Origin of the sequence: Pseudomonas fluorescens, from assembly GCF_002837185.1 — a bacterium.
Taxonomy (GTDB): Bacteria; Pseudomonadota; Gammaproteobacteria; order Pseudomonadales; family Pseudomonadaceae; genus Aquipseudomonas; species Aquipseudomonas fluorescens_AM.
This window is the reverse complement of the sequence record NZ_KZ477986.1, coordinates 295,209-313,276: the sequence shown is the minus strand read 5'-3', so window position 1 is coordinate 313,276 and position 18,068 is coordinate 295,209. Positions and strand designations below refer to the sequence as shown.

Sequence of the window (18,068 nt, the reverse complement as noted above, 5' to 3'; positions counted from 1 at the left end):
TGTAGGAGCGAGCTTGCTCGCGAAAAACTCACAGGCACCGCGTTCGTTCAGAAAGCACGCGTTATCGTTAACGTTTTTCGCGAGCAAGCTCGCTCCTACAGAGGGCACATTTGTACCGGGCTCGGCACAAGATGCCGGTCGGCTCCAAGGCCGCCGCGCTTTTGCTTTTGATCTTAGGCGCCCGGTCAATGGCCGTTACTGAATAATGGATATGTACTCGGTCTGATCCAAAATACTGGCCAGCCCTGAGGCCGCTATCGGGGGCAAGCCCCCTCCCACATTTGGCTCTTCATACCCCTAGACCAACCGCGCACGCCGAGCCTTGAGCCCCGCCACCAGCGACGGCGCCAGCGCCACCATCGCCGAGCCCATCACCACCACCAGCGCGCCAAAATAGCCCAAGGCGTTGATCGCTTCGGCCTGCACAAAATCCGGCCACAGCCACGCCGCCAGTGCCACCGCCACAAAGGTCACCAACGGCGTCAGGGCCAGGGTCGCACTGACCCGCGACGCCTCCCAATGCGCCAGCGCCTCGGCAAAGGCGCCGTAGGCCACCAGCGTGTTCATGCAGCACGCCAGCAGCAGCCAGCCTTGCAGCGGGCTCAGTTGCAGCGCTTGCAGCGGATGCGCCCACGGCGTGAGCAATACCGCACACGACAGGTAGATCACCATCATCACCTGCAGCGAATTCCACACGGTCAGCAACTGCTTCTGGCCCAGGGCGTAGAACACCCAGATGCTGGTCGCCAGCAGCACCGTCAACACGCCGGCGGTGTAGGTGCCCATCGAGGTCAGCAACTCAGCCAGGCGCTGGTTGAAGAACAACCCGAAGCCAATGATCAGCACCATCAGCCCCACGCCCTGCCCAAGGCTGAAACGCTCCTTGAACACAAATACGCTGGCAACCATCAGGAAGATCGGCCCCATCTGCACCACCAGTTGTGCGGTACCGGGGCTCAGCATCTTCAAACCCACCAGATACAACACATAATTGCCCACCAGCCCGCACACGGCCATCGCCACCAGCCAGCCGCCCTTGGGGCCAAGTACCTTGCGGCTGGGCAAGCGCCGGGTGAACGCCAGGTAGATAAACAGGCAACTGCCCGCGACGATCAGGCGAAACCAGGTCACCGTGATCGGGTCCATCACCTGCAATACCTGTTTGAGCTTGATCGGTAGAATGCCCCAGAGCAGCGCGGTCAACAGGGTCAGGAGAAAACCGTAGACCCAGCGGCCCGAAGAGATGTGCATGAGTGCCCCAGATGCCAGAGGAAGTGGAACCGGCATTCTAGGGGCATGCGGTGCGCTTTGGGTATCGCGCTGTGTTCAGGGCACGCCCATCACCAGTATCCCGCTGCCGCTGACGGGGCCGGCGGCCGGCAACGAGCCCGCGCGACGAACCAGGGAAAACGTCACGTCGTCGGCGCCCGTGCTGTTAGTGATGCGGGTCAGGAACGAACCATTGACCGGTACGGCGGACCCATTGCGCACCAGGGCTGTGCCCACATCGGCATTGTTCATCAACAGCAGGCGAGAGTCGAAACCGGTGCGGGTGCCTTTGTACGTGATGGTGATGGGTGTATTGATCCCGCCATCCGGGCATGAATAGGTGAGCCTGCGGTTACTGACGATGGACGATGTCAGCGGGTCGGTGCCTATCCCTCGCTGGTGCACGTTACCGAAGTTGATCTCGATGGGGTGGTTGTTGTTGATCGTGCAGGTTGACGGGGAGACGGTGAAGTCGTTTTTGGCAAAGTAAGTAACCCTGAGGTTTGCAGTCTCCGAGCTGTAGTTGTTCGTGGCGATCAGGCGTAGTACACCAAGATTGTCCCCTGCTACAACATTGATGGGGTTGGAAGGAAAATTACGCACCAATATAAAAGGGACGACATTGATCAGGTAACCGACCCCGTTGTTGGGCATGGTCGCCACCCTTATGCCCGAAGGAACCGGGGTGTTATAGAACGCCCCGTTGATACTCAAACCCGTCTGTTGACCGCCGAATGACGGGCCGGGCGTCCAGGGGGTACCTGAAGCGTTACCCGTCGACCAATAGTCCACCCCCCACCCCGGGCCCTGCCCAGCGGAGTACCGACATTCCAGCCTCGCCCCTTCCATCATGATGCGTGTACGGTCCGCGTTGAGGGTGACCGTAACGGGGACCTGTAGATTAGGGTTGCCGGTTTCCCAGTTTCCTCCATTGACACGGCAATGGACAGCTTGCGCGGTCGTAGCAAAACCCGTCAGGGCAAGAAGCACCAAGGCTCCAGATAGTCGTTTCATTCTGATCTCTCTCGAACGCCTGATAAATAAAGCGTGCCACCCTGTGCGAGCGGGCTGGATCTTATGCATCAGGGCACCCCCATCACCAGCACACCGCTGCCGCTTACGCCCCCCGCGCTCGGTAGCGCCCCGTTGCGCCGAACGAGAGCAAACGTCACATCGTCCCCGCCTGTGCTGTTGGTGATACGGGTCAGGAACGCATCGTTCACAGGTACCACTGAACCCGCGCGGACGAGCGCCGTGCCCACGTCCGGATTGTTCATCAGCAACAAACGTGAATCGAACGACGACGGGCCGCCTTTGTAAGTAATGGTGATCGGTGTAGTGATCCCGCCATCCGGACATGAGTAGGTGAGCCTGCGGTGGCTGACAATCGAGGTTGTCAGCGGGGCAGTGCCAATGGCCCGTTGATTCACGGTGCCGAAGTCGATATCGATGGGATTGTTGTTGTTGATCGTGCAGGTCGATGGAGAGATGCCGAAGTTGTTCTCGGCGGTGTACGTCAGTACGAGCCTGGTACTTCCCGAACTGTAGTTGTTGGTCTGGTGAAGATTCAACGCGCCCAGGATGTCCCCTCTTCGAACGTCGATAGGGTTGCTCGGATCGTTTCTCAGCAAGATATAGGGGGCTACGTTGATGGGGTACCCCAGACCGTTATTAGGCATGGTCGCGATCCGGATGTTATACGGCACAGGGGTGTTATAAAACGCGCCGTTTATGCGTAAGCCAGTACCTTGCGCGGAAAATTTCGGGCCGGGCACCCAGGGGGAACCGGCCTGCGCAGAGGTTCCCCAATAATCTATGCGCGCAGGGTGAGCGGGGGATGGAGTAAATCGGCACTCCAGCCATGCACCTTCAAGGATCAGACGGGTACTGTCCGAGCCCACTCTGACCGTGACGGGGACCTGCAGATTCAGGATCCCACCGTCTCCAACATATCGCCACGCTCCGCCATTCACGCGGCAATCAGCTGCTCGAACGGCCGTGTTGACACCCAGCAGGACGAGAAGCGCTATAACGCCATAGAGTCGTTTCATCTTGATCTCTTGTTGCTCTGCTCTACCCGGCCACAGCCTAGGGATAGTCCAGCGTAAAAGTTGAGGTCACCGTGTACGCACCGTGCCCGATGGTCTGATCCTTGATGGCGGTCGGCTCGCCCTGCACATAGGCCTTGAGCTCGATGGCATTGCTGCCGTCGCTCAACACCTGTCTGTCGCTGACGGTATTCAAGGGCAAGGGTTTGTCGCTCAGCGTCTCCATGCCGACGCCAATGCCCGAGGCGCCGCTGCCACCGTCCAGTGCGAGCAAGCCGGGAAGCTCTCTGTTCTCGGCGCCGCCGAAGGTGATGGTCACCGAGTTGCCGATCGTGGTATCGCAGTCTTCCAGGTGCAGCTTGAAACGCTTGCCCACCGAGCGCGTGTTGATATACAGGTACTTGCTGGTGAGGTCCCAGAGTTCCAGCGTGACGGCCTCGTCGCCGGGGCGCAGGGTGCAGGCCTCTTCAACCAGGTTGCCTTTGAAACGCAGATTGTCCGCCGCCTGGCCCAGGGGGATCAGGCCGATGGCGAGCAGAACGGCCAGGCCTGCCGTTTGAACCCTTTGATATCGCATCGATTCAGCTCCTACTGGTATTCGGCCAACAACGTGGCCACCGCCGTGAACCTGGCCGGAGGCAGCGTTGCACCGGGCTGCTGCACGGGCACTACCTCCAGGGTCGGCGGTGACGACAAGGTGATGTCCAGGGGCGTATTGAGTGGGAATGGCAGGTTGTTCTGAAACACCCGAATGCCCAGCGCAGGCACGCTGGTCTGCACCGCTGAACCGTCAAACGCCGTGGGCGTGCCGTTGAGACTCAGTTTCAATGCCCATGGCAGGGTGTCGGTGCCGCAGTTGATCGCGTAGCCGACCGCTCTGCGATACCTCACCCCATCGACGCGTTTTACCCCGACATCGCCAAAATCGACCTCAATGGTGTTGCCCGCATCGATCGTGCACGGAGGCGGCTCGTTCAGTGTCCCGCTGAACGTCAAGTTGGCCGACGCTCCACTGCACAGGCCGATGACGCACAGAGCGAGCAAGGCTCGCGGCTGCCAAGCTGTCATGGGTCATTCCTCTCTTTATCGGTAACCATCATTGGTAGTCGACCACCAGGGTCGCGGTGGCATCGAAGGCCCCGCCGGTCAGCGTGCTGCCCGCACGTTTGACCGGCACCGCCTGCACCACGGGGAAATTGGGATAGGTAAAATTCACCGCTGTATTGAGCGGCCAGTCAGCGCCATTCACAAACAGCCTGACGCCAAGGTCCGCCTTGCGGGTGGCGAGCGCGCGGTTGTCAAACGACGCCGCCGTGCCCTTGAGTTCCAGGCTCAACGCATTGCTGAATGGCGAATCACAGGTCACGGTATACGGCACCCCGCGCCGGTAATTGACCCCATCGACCCGTGACGTCAGCAGGTCATTGCCGAACGGTACGTCCAGCGTGCTGCCACCGTTGATGACGCACGGCGGGGGCGCGATGATCACCGCGCGAATGGTCAAACTGGTTTCGGCCTGCAAGGCCTGGCTGACCGCCATCCACACGCCGCCGGCAATCAAGCCGATTGATTTAGCCATCGTTGCACCCCTACTCATAAGTGAGCCTGAAATCCACCACGGCCCTGAATGCCCCGCTGGTCAACGGCGCAGCGGTGCGCGTGGGCCGTACATTCCAGGTCTGGGTATTGCGGCCCACGGGCAAAAACAGCGGCTGGCCCCTTGAGCCCAACTGCACGTCGCGACCGAGGGCATCGGTCAACTGCAGGCCCATGCCGGTAATGCCCTGCACTTTGACCAGCCGCGGATCGTCGGCATCGGCCGGCGCCTCGAATGTGACCGACAGCACCGGTTGGTAAGCACTCCAGGTCAGGTTGCCGGTACGTTCATTGCGGATACGGCCGGCGGTGCGCAGACAATCGGTGAACCGCAGCTGAAAAGCCTTGGGGGTCGCCTGGTCACCGGGCCGTTGCAACTGGCTGGTCGACACGGCGTCCAGGTCGACGGTCTGGTGCAGCGACGTCATCTCCAGGCTGCAAGGCGACTCATGCATGGACCCGAGCACATTCAGCATGCCGCTCATGCCTTCGATATCGTCCTCATCCGCGGCCTGCGCGCCCATCGCCAAGGCCCATAACAGGCCGCCCAGGACCTTCACTTTTTGCGACTTCATGACGTTCTCCAGCACCATTACTCATTCGCCGGCGCGGCCTGCCGGTCCACGGTGCAAGTGTCCCCCGTGCAGGTGAAGGCCAGGAGCGGGCGACCGCCGTAGTCGTTCACGTAGGCCAGATAGGGGCTCGTGCCCAGTGCCTTGGCGGCAGGCCCCAAGACCAGGGAGCCTTTGGGGGGAACCATCAGTGGCACGAAACCCGGCACGGTTGTGCTGTCCTTGCTGCTGCGTGCATCCACCAACGTCACGTAATAGGGCGTGGGGTTACTCACCCGGTATTGATCGCCTTCACGGGTCAGGGTCAGTTTTTCCTGCCACGGGTTGGACAAATCCTGCTGGCTCGGCTCGATGGCCTGCGGGCGGTAGAACAACTTGATACGGGTTTGCAGCGCGATCTGCAGGGTGTTGGACTTATCGCTGCGCGGCGGAATTTCCCTCAAGTTGAAGTAGTAGACCGTCTCCCGGTCCTGCGGCAGCGACTTGGCCGCCGGCAACGCCTGGACCTTCACCTGGCTTTGTTTGCCCGGCTCCAGGCGTTGAACCGGTGGAAGCACGATCAACGGCGTGGTGATTTTCTTACCGGTTTCATCCTCGATCCAGCCCTGGGCCAGATAGGGCAACTGGGTGTTGTTGTTGGTGATATTCACGCTGGTGGCCTCTTTGCCACCGTCGAAAATCACGCGGGTACGGTCCAGGCCCACGGCAGCGTTGGCAGTCTGGGTCAAGGCCAGGGCCAACAGCGCGAAGGGTGGGAATAGGCGACGTGTATTGGGCATCATGAGGCTGTGTTCTCCGTATCGATAGGCGTGCCGGACAGCCCGGCGGGCTCGGGCAAGGATGGATCGGCGGCTACCGGCTGGCAGCGCAATTGCAGGGCATCGGTCAACCCATCGGCAGGCAACGTGGCGGGCAGCGTGAGCAGGCAGCGTGCGCCGCCGCCCCAACTGACGGTCATCTGCTCGCCGGCCTGGATGCCGCTCAGGTAGACCTCGCCGCCATCATTCACAATGCCGGTATCCTGTTGCTTGAGGTTCTGCACCGTCGCGCCGAAGGGCGGCGAGCTGCCATCCGCCAGGCGCAGTACCGCCATGGCTTTTTCACCGGCAATCACATCCAGCGAGCGATAACCGATTGCCCCTTCGGTGAGCGTCAATTGCGTGACTGATTGAGTGGCTTCGACATTGCTCGGCAAGCGCTCCAAATCAACGCTGGCGGCGGTGCGCTGATAGCTGCTGATATCCGAGATCACGGCTTTGCCAAAGGCATTGCTGCGGGTCGGCGCGCCATAACCGCGCACCGGCACATCGGGCACACCGGCGGTATCGACCATCAGGCGGGTGCCGCCTGTACTGGTGGTTCGATGGAGCGCCGCACCATAGGCCGTGAGCGTGGCACCGCCGCGTGCGGAGACACCGAGGTTGCTGGAACCGCCCTGCTGCCTGCTGGCACTCACGTCGATGTCGACGTTGTCGCCCATATGGCTCAGGTAACCGCTGGCGGAGGTGTCGCTGGCACTGAGCTGGTAGCTGTTACGCTCATCGAGGCGGTCGCTGTAGCGCGAGGCAAAACCGTTTTTGCCGGCGGCTCGATTGGCGTCCAGCGACAGCGTGCCGGTACGCCCCAACGGCAGGCTGACCGTCAGCGCCATGCCGTTGTCCTTGTAGTTGTATTCCTGGGTGCGGTACATGTTCAGCGACAGGCTCATGTTCTTGACCGTGCCCACATTGAAGTAGCGCGACAGCGACAGGTTCCAGCGATGCGTGTCCGGCCGGTCCCAGTAGGTTTGCTTGTTGTAGCTGGCGTAGACAGTGGCGCCCAGGTCACGAAACTGCTTGTTGACCGTCACCGTATACAGCGCTTTGCTGCCACCGATGGGCCGCCAACCCTCGTTGGGATCGCGGTAGTCCCCTCGCCCGCCAAGCTCGCCGTTCAACCCGTAATGCCGTGCATCCAGGTACTCACTCATGCTCAGGAAGTTCTTCTCGGAAAAGCGGTAGCCGGCGAAGGTCACCTGGCTGTCGTACTCTTCGAAGTTCTTCGAGTATTGAAGGCGGTAGGATTTACCCGAGAGCGTCTCGTTCCAGACGTTGGCACGCGACTGCGTGACATCCAGCGAGACGGCACCGAACGCCAGCAAGTCCCGCCCGGCGCCCACGGCTAACGCCCGATAGTTGTTATCGGTGATACCGCCACCGAACAACGACCAGCCATTGCTCACGCCCCAGGAGAACTCTGCGGTACCGAAGACGGCGCCATCGGAGCCCGTCTGAAGGTTGGACGGTCGCCCGCTTGCCAGCTTGTAACGGACTTGGCCTGGGCGCGTCAGGTAAGGCACACCGGCCGTATTGAGTTGGAAGGTATGGACCGAACCGTCCTGTTCTTCCACCCGCACATCCAGCTTGCCGGTCACCGCATCATTGAGGTCCTGAATGCGAAAGGGGCCGGCCGCAACCAGGGTTTCGTAGAGCACACGGCCCTGCTGGCTGATGATGACTTTGGCGTTGGTCCTGGCCACACCGACCACTTCCGGCGCGTAACCGCGCAAGTTGGGGGGCAGTTGGCTTTGATCCGAGTTGAGCGCGGCGCCGGTAAAGCGGAAGCTGTCGAACAGGTCCGAATACAGATAGTTCTCACCCACCACCAGGCGCGCCTGCAACGCCGGGATGGCGCGATACGCGTAATAGCGGCTCCACTCCAGTTTTTGCGGGCCGGCGGCCTCCTGCCGACCGCTCTCCACACGCCCCTGCCAATCCGCCCTGAGACGCCAGGCACCGGCATTGGCCCCCACGGTTCCATTACCGCTGAGGTTTTTGCGCTGGCCATTGTCGCGCTGGTAATTGGACTGCGCCGTCAGGCTGTAGTCCACCAACAGCCCCGGCACCCCCTCATCCCATCGGGAAGGTGGGTCCCAATTGATAGCGTTGTATTCAAGGTAGGCCTGGGGCACGTTGATGCTCAGGGTCGAGGTGGCCAAATCACCCCTGACCTCCATGCCGGGCAAGCTTGTTATATCCAGGCACTCGCCGTCCTTCCACCACATCAGTTTGCCGGCTTCGGACACTTTCAGGTCCAGTTGCTCGACAAGACTGCGCGACAAACAGGCCTGGCTGCCCTTGGGGTCGTCATCGGGGGGATAGAACGCCACCGATTGCTCAGCAATAGGATGGGCATTGAGGTGCACAGCCATCGAGTAAGTGCCTGGCAGAATGAATCCGCTGCGCGCAAATTGAGACAAGTCAATGTTGGCGCGATCACTCAGATCGAGGACGTCGGTATTGAACTCGATATCCCCAGCACCCATTGCAGTGCCTGCCAGTGACATCAACCCGCCGAACAGCCCGGGACGCAGCGTATTTTTGATCTTCGACGTATTCAACATGCAAGCCTGTCCATCACTGTTCAAAAGTATTCCAACTTGAACCGCACCGCGGCACTGTGAGCCCCGACCACCAATGGCAAGCCGTTGCCGACCAGGAAAAACCGGTAGTTGAGTGTCATGTCACCTTCCGCCAGCGGGACCGGCGCCATGCGTTGCCCCGGCAGGCTTTCCTGGCCGGCGGCGTCGACGATGTGCAGGGCAACCCCCTGCGAGTCGCCAAACACTGCGAAGGAGAGCCCTGCCCTGTCGGTGGGACCTTCGAACGTCACGCGCATGTGTTCCCAATCCGGCAGGCTTGCACCCGGGCGCGACGGGTCCGGGCGGCTCAACGAGCAATTGACCAGACGCAGCTGAAAGGGATGGTCTTCGCCCCGCGTGTTGCGCAAGAGCCGACCCACCGGCTCGGGCGGCATCTCGATGGTTTGATCGATGCTGGCCAATTCCAGCCCGCAGGCGGAATCAACCACTTCCCCTCCCAGCAGCACGACCCCATCGCCTTGCGCAGCCGCCTGGGCGACAACACAAGGGCTGATGAATGTCGTTAATGAAGAGGCGATAGCCAGACGTATGAATGTGTTCACCTGGATCTCCCGTCAGAATCCCCCCGCCACACCGGGTGGCGGGGGTGAAACTTACTGATAAGCCAAAGTGAAATTGGTGACCGCGCTGAAGTCGCCGGGAATGATGTCCCCAGTGGCGGCGCCTTGTACGTACGCGCCGAATTCCAGCGTGTTATCACCCACGCTGATGACTTGCGGGGCGGTAGGCACACCCAACTTAACGAGGTCCCCGCCATGGGTCATCATGATGCCCAGGTTGCCTGCACCGCCGACCGTACCGATAGCACCGGGCACAACCGAGGATGGCGCGCCGGTGAAGGTCGTGGTGACCGTGTTGTCAGTGAGGCCCGTCAGATCGCAACCTTCCAGCTCGATCTTCACGGTCCGCGCTTCCGATTTGCCCCCCGCTTGCAGTTGATGCTTTGCAATCGCGCCCAGGCGAACGGTTTGGTCGACGGAGTCAGGCTTGATAGAGCAGGCACCCGAGTGGACCGACCCGATAAACGTCACTGTTCCATCCGCCGCGTGCGCCATCGACATCGAACCCGCCAGCAGACCGACAGACAACAGCACAGTTTTCATTTTGGTTTTCATCTACAGATTCCCACTAACAAGTGTCATTAAGGAGCCTTGCCACCGATAGGCGCAGGGCTGATTAAAAGAGCGGTTTGACCTATGCATCGAGAGGAATTCCTGACGTGCTTTTCCAACTTTTTGTATTGCATTTCAGGATCACGCTCAACGCCGGGCAAGTGTCCACTTCACACTTGAAGAAGTAAGCCAGCCGTTTCGTTTAATGACGTAGCCTTTGTATATCAAGGCTTGCAGGAAAATTATGGCCATTTGCCAAAACTTTAAAAACAACTGAAGGAATAGGACTACACTGAAGTTAGATGAGAATTATTTAGTACTGGAAACAGCTGTAAGAATAGGGCTACATAGCCGTTAAAACAATAAACCTTACAGGGATATTGCAACTAACTATTTGACCAGCGTGCAGGGACATGCCTGAACGGCAGATGCAAAAAGGGGGAGCAAAGCTCCCCCTGTCAGCGTGTGTTGCAACCCGTCAATCAAGGCCTAACGCACGGCCTCGAACAATCCGGTTGCGCCCATTCCGCCGCCCACGCACATGGTGACGATGCCGTAACGCAGGTTGCGGCGCTGCAACTCGCGCACCAGGTGCCCCACCTGCCGCGAGCCGGTCATGCCGAACGGGTGGCCGATGGAGATCGAACCGCCGTTGACGTTGTATCTGGCATTGTCGATTTGCAGGCGGTTACGCGCATACAGGCACTGCGAGGCAAATGCTTCGTTGAGCTCCCACAGGTCGATATCCGCCACCTGCAAGCCTTTGGCCTTGAGCAACCTGGGCACCGAGAACACCGGGCCGATGCCCATTTCGTCCGGCTCGCAACCGGCCACGGTAAAACCGCGAAAAAACGCCTTGGGCTTGAGCCCCAACGCCAGGGCTTTTTCCAGGCTCATCACCAGCGTCATCGACGCACCGTCGGACAGCTGCGACGAATTACCCGCCGTCACCGAACCGTCTTCGGCAAACACCGGCTTCAAGCCACTGAGGCTGGCCAGAGTGGTGTCGGGGCGGTTGCAGTCGTCGCGGTCGACCACGCCATCGAGCACCTGCACTTGACCGGTACGCTTGTCTTCGACTTTGTACTTGACCGCCATCGGCACGATTTCATCGTCGAACAACCCATCAGCCTGCGCCTGCGCGGTGCGCTGCTGGCTTTGCAGGGCGTACAGGTCCTGATCCTCGCGGCTGACGTTATAGCGACGCGCGACGATTTCGGCGGTCTGGCCCATAGGAAAATAAATGCCTGGTACCTGCTCCTTGAGCAGCGGGTTGATCAGGTGGTCGGTGTTGACGCTTTTCATGGTCAGGCTGATGGATTCCACACCACCGGCAACGATGATGTCGCTGCAACCCGAGGCAATCTGGTTGGCGGCAATGGCAATCGCCTGCAAGCCTGACGAACAGAAACGATTGAGGGTCATGCCCGCCGTACCGGTGCCCAGTTGCGACAGCACCGCCACATTGCGCCCGATGTTGTAACCCTGGGCGCCTTCGTTGGAGCCGGCGCCGACGATGCAGTCTTCGACCGTGACCGGGTCGATGCCATTGCGCACCAGCAGCGCGTTGACACAATGGGCCGCCATGTCATCGGGCCGGGTCTGGTTGAACTTGCCGCGAAAGGACTTGGCCAGGCCGGTTCGCACACTGTCGACGATCACTACTTCACGCATGGGGCTACCTCGATCTTGTGGTTGTGGATCGAGGATAGATGCGGGCCCGGCTGCCCGCGATGATCATTCACTGCATGGATGCGAAAACATGGGACCGGGAAGACCGCTCTATCTGGTCTGTGCAGGTCAACTGTGGGAGGGGGCTTGCTCCCGATGGCAGGCTGTCAGTCGATGCAGCTGCAACTGACTCACCGCCATCGGGGGCAAGCCCCCTCCCACAGTTGGATCGAGTCAGGCTCAGGCTATTTCTTTTTGTCGCGCTTGTCGGTTTTGGCGAAGGCATGACGCGCAGGGAGTCTATCTGATGTGCAAAAATCCAATGTGGGAGGGTCAGTCAGTGCATCTGCAGCTGACCCACCGCCATCGGGAGCAAGCCCCCTCCCACAGTTGGATCGAGTCAGGCTCAGGCTGTTTCTTTTTGTCGTGCTTGTCGGGTTTGGCGAAGGCATGACGCGCGCAGGGAATCTATCTGATGTGCAAAAATCCAATGTGGGAGGGGGCTTGCCCCCGATGGCAGGCTGTCAGTCGATGCAGCTGCAGCTGACCCACCGCCATCGGGGGCAAGCCCCCTCCCACAGTTGGGCCGAGTCAGGCTCAGGCTGTTTCTTCTTGTCGTGCTTGTCGGTTCTGGCGAAGGCATGGCGCGCGCAGGGAGTCTATCTGATGTGCACAAATCCAATGTGGGAGGGGGCTTGCTCCCGATGGCAGGCTGTCAGTCGATGCAGCTGAAACTGACCCACCGCCATCGGGAGCAAGCCCCTCCCACATTGGACCGGGTTCGATCCAGGCTTTTTCTATTTCTTTTTCTTCTTGTCGTGCTTGTCGGACTTCTCGAATGCGTCTTCCAATGCCCGGTTGATCGTGCGCAATACCTTGACCCGCGCCCAGCGCTTGTCGTTGGCTTCCACCAGCGTCCAGGGCGCCACCTCGGTGCTGGTGCGATCAACCATGTCGCCTACCGCCGCACGATAGTCGTCCCACTTGTCGCGGTTGCGCCAGTCGTCTTCGGTAATCTTGAAGCGCTTGAACGGAATCTCTTCGCGGGCCTTGAAGCGTTCCAATTGAGTCTCCTTGTCGATCGCCAGCCAGAACTTGACCACGATCACACCGGCATCGCGCAGCTGCTCTTCGAAATCATTGATCTCGCCATAGGCGCGCATCCAGTCCGTCGGGGTGCAGAAGCCTTCGATGCGTTCCACCAGCACGCGGCCGTACCAGGAGCGATCGAACACGGTGAACATGCCCCGCGCCGGGATCTTCTGCCAGAACCGCCACAGGTACGGCTGGGCGCGCTCGTCTTCGCTGGGCGCGGCAATCGGCACGATGTGGTACTGGCGCGGGTCCAGCGCGGCCGCGACACGGCGGATCGCTCCGCCCTTGCCGGCCGCGTCGTTGCCTTCAAAGACGGTGACCAGCGCGTGCTTGCGCATGCGTTTGTCGCGCATCAGGCCGGAAAAGCGCGCCTGTTCGGTAATCAGCTGTTCTTCGTAATCGTCCTTGTCCAGCCGCAGGCTCATGTCGAGGCTGTTGAGCAGGCTCATCTGGTCCACCGACGACGGCAGCGGCGCCGGGTTCATGCCACTGGCCTTGACCCTGGCCTGCTTCAACGCGCTCTGCAGGCCTTCGAGCAGGATCTTGCCCACGGTCAGCCCACGGTAATGCGGGTCGACCCCCTCGATCACGTGCCACGGTGCGTAGTCGCGACTGGTGCGGCGCAGCACGCGCTCGCCGAAATGCACGAACTTGTCGTAAGTCTTGGACTGCTGCCAGTCCAGCGGGCTGATGCGCCAGCTGTGCAGCGGGTCATCGGCCAGGGCCTTGAGCCGCGCCTTCATCTGTTTCTTGGACAGGTGGAACCAGAACTTGAAGATCAGCGCGCCTTCATCGCACAGCATCTTTTCCAGGCGCTCGGCACCGGCGATGGCCTGATCGAGCCGCGCATCCTTGATCTGTCCATGCACCCGGCCCTGCAGCATCTGGCTGTACCAGTTGCCGAAGAAAATCCCCATGCGGCCTTTGGCGGGCAACTGCCGCCAGTAACGCCAGGCCGGCGGGCGCGCCAGTTCTTCGTCGGTCTGCTGGTCGAAAGTGCGCACTTCGATCAGGCGCGGGTCCATCCACTCATTGAGCAGCTTGACGGTTTCGCCCTTGCCCGCGCCTTCGATGCCGTTGATCAGGATGATCACCGGAAAGCGCTTCTGCTGTTGCAGCTCGTACTGCACTTCCAGCAAGGCTTCACGCAGGGCCGGCACTTCGGCGTCATAGGTGTCTTTGTCGATGGCGTGACCGATTTCGGCGGATTCGAACATGGGCAGCTCCGTTTCAAGATGGCTCAAGACTAGCGGATTGGGCAACGACACGCGGGAGGAAATTCAACCGCCGCTTGCCGTGGATCAATTCAAGACCGGTTGATCGGCTAGAATGGCCGCCTTGTCTTTACCTGCCGTTATTCATATGAGCCACCCATGAACCCGATCACCCACGCCCAGCTCGACTGGGACGACCAAGGCCGCCCGCACTCGCGGGTGTTCGATGACGTGTATTTCTCCGACCAGTCGGGCCTGGAAGAAACCCGTTATGTGTTCCTTGAACAGAACCGCTTGCAGGCGCGTTTTGCGGCCTTGCCGGCCGGTGGGCGCCTGGTGATCGGTGAAACCGGATTCGGTACGGGCTTGAATTTCCTGTGTGCCTGGCAGTTATTCGACCAGCAGGCGGTGGCCGGGGCACGCCTGCATTTTGTCAGTGTGGAGAAATACCCGCTCAGCCATGCCGACCTGCAACGCGCCCTCGCCCTCTGGCCCGAACTGCAACCTTACGCCGAGCAGTTGCTGGGCCAGTACATCGCCATCCATCAAGGCTTCCAGCGCCTGGTGCTGGACAACGGTCGCGTCACCCTGACCCTGCTGATCGGCGACGCCCTGGAGCAACTGCCGCAACTGGACGCGCAAATAGATGCGTGGTTTCTCGACGGCTTTGCCCCGGCGAAAAACCCTGACATGTGGACCGCCGAGCTATTCGCCGAACTGGCCCGCCTGGCCGCACCGGGTTCGACCATCAGCACCTTCACCAGCACCGGCTGGGTACGCCGGCTGATCAATGCCGCCGGGTTCAAGATGAAACGCACGCCTGGCATTGGCCATAAGTGGGAGATCCTGCGCGGGGAGTTTCTGGGGTGGCCCGAGGACCGTCCGGCGCCCGCCCGCGCCAGGCCCTGGTTTGCACGGCCGGCGCCAGTCACCGGTGACCGCCACGCCATGGTCATCGGCGGTGGCCTGGCCGGTTGCGCCACCGCCGCCAGCCTGGCGGCGCGGGGTTGGCGGGTCAGTCTGCTGGAACGGCATGCCGGCCTGGCTGCAGAGGCTTCCGGCAATCCCCAGGGCGTGCTGTACCTGAAACTGTCAGCGCACGGGACAGCACTGTCCCAACTGATACTCAGCGGCTTCGGGCATACCCGACGCCTGCTCGAACAGTTGCACCGTGGCGTCGACTGGGACGACTGCGGCGTGTTGCAACTGGCGTTCGACGCCAGGGAGGGCGAGCGCCAGGCCCAACTGGCCGCAGCCTTTCCCCCGGAACTGCTGCACCTGGTCGATCGCGATCAGGCCCGGCAATGCGCCGGGATCGACGTGGCCCAGGGCGGTCTGTTTTTCCCCGAAGGCGGCTGGGTGCATCCACCGTCGCTCTGCCAGTGGCAGGCAACGCACCCCTTGATTAACGTGCTCACCCACCGCGAGGTGCTTGAACTCGACCGAGTGGATGATCAGTGGTGCGCGCGCGACGGTGAGCGGGTACTGGCCAGCGCCAGCGTGGTCGTGCTCGCCGGCGCTGCCGAGATCAAGCGGTTCGCACCCAGCGCCGACTTGCCGCTCAAGCGCATACGGGGGCAAATCACCTGCCTGGCGCAGACGCCGGCGAGTCAGGCGCTGGCCACTGTGGTCTGCGCTGAAGGTTATGTCGCACCGGCCCGCCTGGGCGAGCACACCCTGGGCGCCAGTTTTGATTTCAATAACCAGGACCTCGCCCCCACGCGCGCCGAACATGCCGGCAATCTGCAGAGGCTGCGCGAGATTTCCGAGGACCTGCTGCAACGCCTGGACGCCGACACAGTGGCACCGGAACACGTGCAGGGCCGTGCGGCCTTTCGTTGCACCAGCCCCGACTACCTGCCGATCGTCGGCCCGTTGGCCGACCGTGAGGCCTTTGCACAGGTGTACGCCGCACTGGGCAAAGACGCCCGGCAAGTTCCACACGTACCCTGCCCGTGGCTGCCGGGCTTGTACATCAACAGCGGCCACGGCTCACGCGGTCTGGTCACCGCGCCACTGTGCGGCGAACTGCTCGCAGCCTGGCTCTGTGACGAACCGCTGCCCTTGCCGAGCGTGGTGGCCGAGGCCTGTCATCCCAATCGATTTGCCCTGCGCGCCCTGGTTCGCGGCAAATCACAGGCCTCCAAAGTGCAGGTCTGATGACCTCATGGCAGTTTGCTTTATAACTTATTGATCTAAAACTCCGCGCATAGCACTGGGTCAGTTTCTGGGTACGCGCCCTTTAAGGCGTATTGAGTATTGACCCTCCCCAACGGAAAAACCGGTAAGGAACTTATGTGTGGATTAGCTGGCGAGTTACGCTTTGATCATCAACCTGCCGACCTGGCAGCCGTGGAACGCATCACGCATCACCTCGCCCCCCGTGGCCCCGACGCCTGGGGCTTTCATGCCCAAGGGCCGATTGCCCTGGGCCATCGCCGCCTGAAAATCATGGACCTGTCGGACGGCTCCGCCCAACCGATGGTCGACGCCCAACTGGGGCTGTCCCTGGCCTTCAATGGCGCAATCTACAATTTCCCTGAACTGCGCCAAGAGCTGGAAGCCCTCGGCTACGCCTTCTATTCCGGCGGTGACACCGAAGTGCTGCTCAAGGGCTATCACGCCTGGGGCGAAGCACTCCTGCCCAAGCTCAACGGCATGTTCGCGTTCGCCATCTGGGAGCGCGATGCGCAGCGTCTGTTCATCGCCCGTGACCGTCTCGGCGTCAAACCACTGTACCTGTCGCGCACCGGCCAGCGCCTGCGCTTTGCCTCGGCCTTGCCGGCGCTGCTCAAGGGCGGCGATATCAACCCGATCCTCGACCCGGTGGCCCTCAATCACTACCTGAACTTCCATGCCGTGGTGCCTGCACCGCGCACGCTGCTGGCGGGCATTGAAAAACTGCCACCGGCGAGCTGGATGCGCATCGACGCCAGCGGCAAGACTGAACAGCAAACCTGGTGGACCCTGCCCTACGGCCCCCACGAAGATGAAAAACACCTGACCCTGGAAGACTGGACCAATCGCGTACTCGACAGCACCCGCGAAGCCGTCGCGATCCGCCAACGTGCAGCCGTGGATGTCGGCGTGCTGCTCTCCGGTGGCGTCGACTCGAGCATGCTCGTCGGCCTGCTGCGCGAAGTGGGCGTAGAGGATTTGTCGACCTTCTCCATCGGCTTTGAAGATGCCGGCGGCGAGCGCGGCGACGAGTTCCAGTATTCTGACCTGATCGCCAAGCATTACGGTACCCGTCACCATCAGTTGCGCATCGCCGAAAGCGAGATCATCGAGCAACTGCCGGCAGCATTCCGCGCCATGAGCGAGCCGATGGTCAGCCATGACTGCATCGCCTTCTACCTGCTGTCGCGGGAAGTGGCCAAGCATTGCAAGGTGGTGCAGAGCGGCCAGGGCGCCGACGAGTTGTTCGCCGGTTACCACTGGTACCCGCAGGTGGACGGCGCCAGCGATCCGTATGCGGCTTATCGCGACGCGTTTTTCGACCGCAGCTACGACGACTACGCCGCTACCGTCGCGCCGAAATGGCTGACCGCCAACGACGCCGCCGGGGACTTCGTGCGCGAACATTTCGCGATGCCGGGGGCTGATGCCGCCGTCGACAAGGCCCTGCGCCTGGACAGCACCGTGATGCTGGTGGACGACCCGGTCAAACGCGTCGACAACATGACCATGGCCTGGGGTCTGGAAGCACGCACGCCATTCCTCGACTACCGCCTGGTGGAACTGTCGGCCCGCGTGCCGGGCAAGTTCAAGCTGCCCGACGGTGGCAAGCAGGTGCTCAAGGAAGCTGCGCGCCGGGTAATCCCCAGCGAAGTGATCGACCGCAAGAAAGGCTACTTCCCGGTGCCGGGCCTCAAGCACTTGCAAGGCGACACCCTGAACTGGGTGCGCGAGCTGCTGCTGGACCCGAGCCAGGACCGTGGCCTGTTCAACCCCGCCATGCTCGACCGCCTGCTGACGGACCCACAAGGCCAATTGACCCCGTTGCGCGGCTCCAAGCTGTGGCAACTGGCGGCGCTGAACCTGTGGCTCAGCGAACAAGGAATCTGATC

15 protein-coding genes are annotated in these 18,068 nt (G+C 61.3%); 2 read left to right on the top strand and 13 right to left on the bottom strand.

The window, feature by feature from the left end:
• Nucleotides 1-297: 297 nt before the first annotated feature.
• The 13 genes from CIB54_RS03495 to pap all read right to left on the bottom strand — a co-directional run bounded on the left by CIB54_RS03495 (nt 298) and on the right by pap (nt 14,001).
• Nucleotides 298-1,251: a DMT family transporter gene (locus CIB54_RS03495; protein ID WP_065950222.1), complete on the bottom strand. Its 954-nt coding sequence runs from the start codon at nt 1,249-1,251 to the stop codon at nt 298-300.
• Between the two features lie 75 nt (nt 1,252-1,326).
• Nucleotides 1,327-2,283, bottom strand: a complete 957-nt coding sequence (locus CIB54_RS03490; protein ID WP_065950279.1) for a fimbrial protein — start codon at nt 2,281-2,283, stop codon at nt 1,327-1,329.
• 68 nt (nt 2,284-2,351) lie between these two features.
• The gene (locus tag CIB54_RS03485; protein WP_101218593.1) at nt 2,352-3,320 is read right to left on the bottom strand and encodes a fimbrial protein; all 969 of its coding nucleotides are present in this window, start codon (nt 3,318-3,320) and stop codon (nt 2,352-2,354) included.
• 37 nt (nt 3,321-3,357) lie between these two features.
• Nucleotides 3,358-3,894: a fimbrial protein gene (locus CIB54_RS03480; protein ID WP_101218591.1), complete on the bottom strand. Its 537-nt coding sequence runs from the start codon at nt 3,892-3,894 to the stop codon at nt 3,358-3,360.
• A gap of 11 nt (nt 3,895-3,905) precedes the next feature.
• Nucleotides 3,906-4,385, bottom strand: a complete 480-nt coding sequence (locus tag CIB54_RS03475) for a fimbrial protein (protein WP_065950225.1) — start codon at nt 4,383-4,385, stop codon at nt 3,906-3,908.
• A 28-nt stretch (nt 4,386-4,413) separates the two neighbouring features.
• Nucleotides 4,414-4,896 carry a fimbrial protein gene (locus CIB54_RS03470; RefSeq protein WP_065950226.1) on the bottom strand — a complete coding sequence of 161 codons (483 nt, stop codon included), beginning with the start codon at nt 4,894-4,896 and terminating at the stop codon, nt 4,414-4,416.
• Nucleotides 4,897-4,906: 10 nt separating this feature from the next.
• Nucleotides 4,907-5,488, bottom strand: coding sequence for a fimbrial protein (locus CIB54_RS03465; RefSeq protein WP_101218659.1), 582 nt, complete (start codon nt 5,486-5,488; stop codon nt 4,907-4,909).
• Between the two features lie 17 nt (nt 5,489-5,505).
• Nucleotides 5,506-6,267 carry a fimbria/pilus periplasmic chaperone gene (locus CIB54_RS03460; RefSeq protein WP_065950227.1) on the bottom strand — a complete coding sequence of 254 codons (762 nt, stop codon included), beginning with the start codon at nt 6,265-6,267 and terminating at the stop codon, nt 5,506-5,508.
• A complete protein-coding gene (locus CIB54_RS03455; protein ID WP_157829686.1) occupies nt 6,264-8,867 on the bottom strand; it encodes an outer membrane usher protein in 2,604 nt (867 codons plus the stop codon). The genes CIB54_RS03460 and CIB54_RS03455 overlap by 4 nt, the downstream gene beginning before the upstream one ends.
• A 20-nt stretch (nt 8,868-8,887) precedes the next feature.
• Complete coding sequence (locus CIB54_RS03450) at nt 8,888-9,448, bottom strand: fimbrial protein (protein WP_065950228.1); 561 nt, start codon at nt 9,446-9,448, stop codon at nt 8,888-8,890.
• A gap of 51 nt (nt 9,449-9,499) precedes the next feature.
• On the bottom strand, nt 9,500-10,021 hold the full coding sequence (locus CIB54_RS03445; RefSeq protein WP_065950229.1) for a fimbrial protein: 522 nt from the start codon (nt 10,019-10,021) through the stop codon (nt 9,500-9,502).
• 486 nt (nt 10,022-10,507) lie between these two features.
• The gene (locus CIB54_RS03440; protein WP_101218589.1) at nt 10,508-11,692 is read right to left on the bottom strand and encodes a thiolase family protein; all 1,185 of its coding nucleotides are present in this window, start codon (nt 11,690-11,692) and stop codon (nt 10,508-10,510) included.
• Nucleotides 11,693-12,486: 794 nt separating this feature from the next.
• Nucleotides 12,487-14,001: a polyphosphate:AMP phosphotransferase gene (gene pap / locus CIB54_RS03435; RefSeq protein ID WP_065950231.1), complete on the bottom strand. Its 1,515-nt coding sequence runs from the start codon at nt 13,999-14,001 to the stop codon at nt 12,487-12,489.
• A 156-nt stretch (nt 14,002-14,157) separates the two neighbouring features.
• Here pap and mnmC point away from each other — a divergent pair, with 156 nt between their 5' ends.
• A complete protein-coding gene (mnmC, locus tag CIB54_RS03430; RefSeq protein ID WP_101218587.1) occupies nt 14,158-16,158 on the top strand; it encodes a bifunctional tRNA (5-methylaminomethyl-2-thiouridine)(34)-methyltransferase MnmC2/FAD-dependent 5-carboxymethylaminomethyl-2-thiouridine(34) oxidoreductase MnmC1 in 2,001 nt (666 codons plus the stop codon).
• Between the two features lie 135 nt (nt 16,159-16,293).
• Nucleotides 16,294-18,066 (top strand): N-acetylglutaminylglutamine amidotransferase, encoded by a 1,773-nt coding sequence (locus CIB54_RS03425; RefSeq protein WP_101218585.1) that lies wholly within the window; start codon nt 16,294-16,296, stop codon nt 18,064-18,066.
• Nucleotides 18,067-18,068 lie beyond the last annotated feature (2 nt).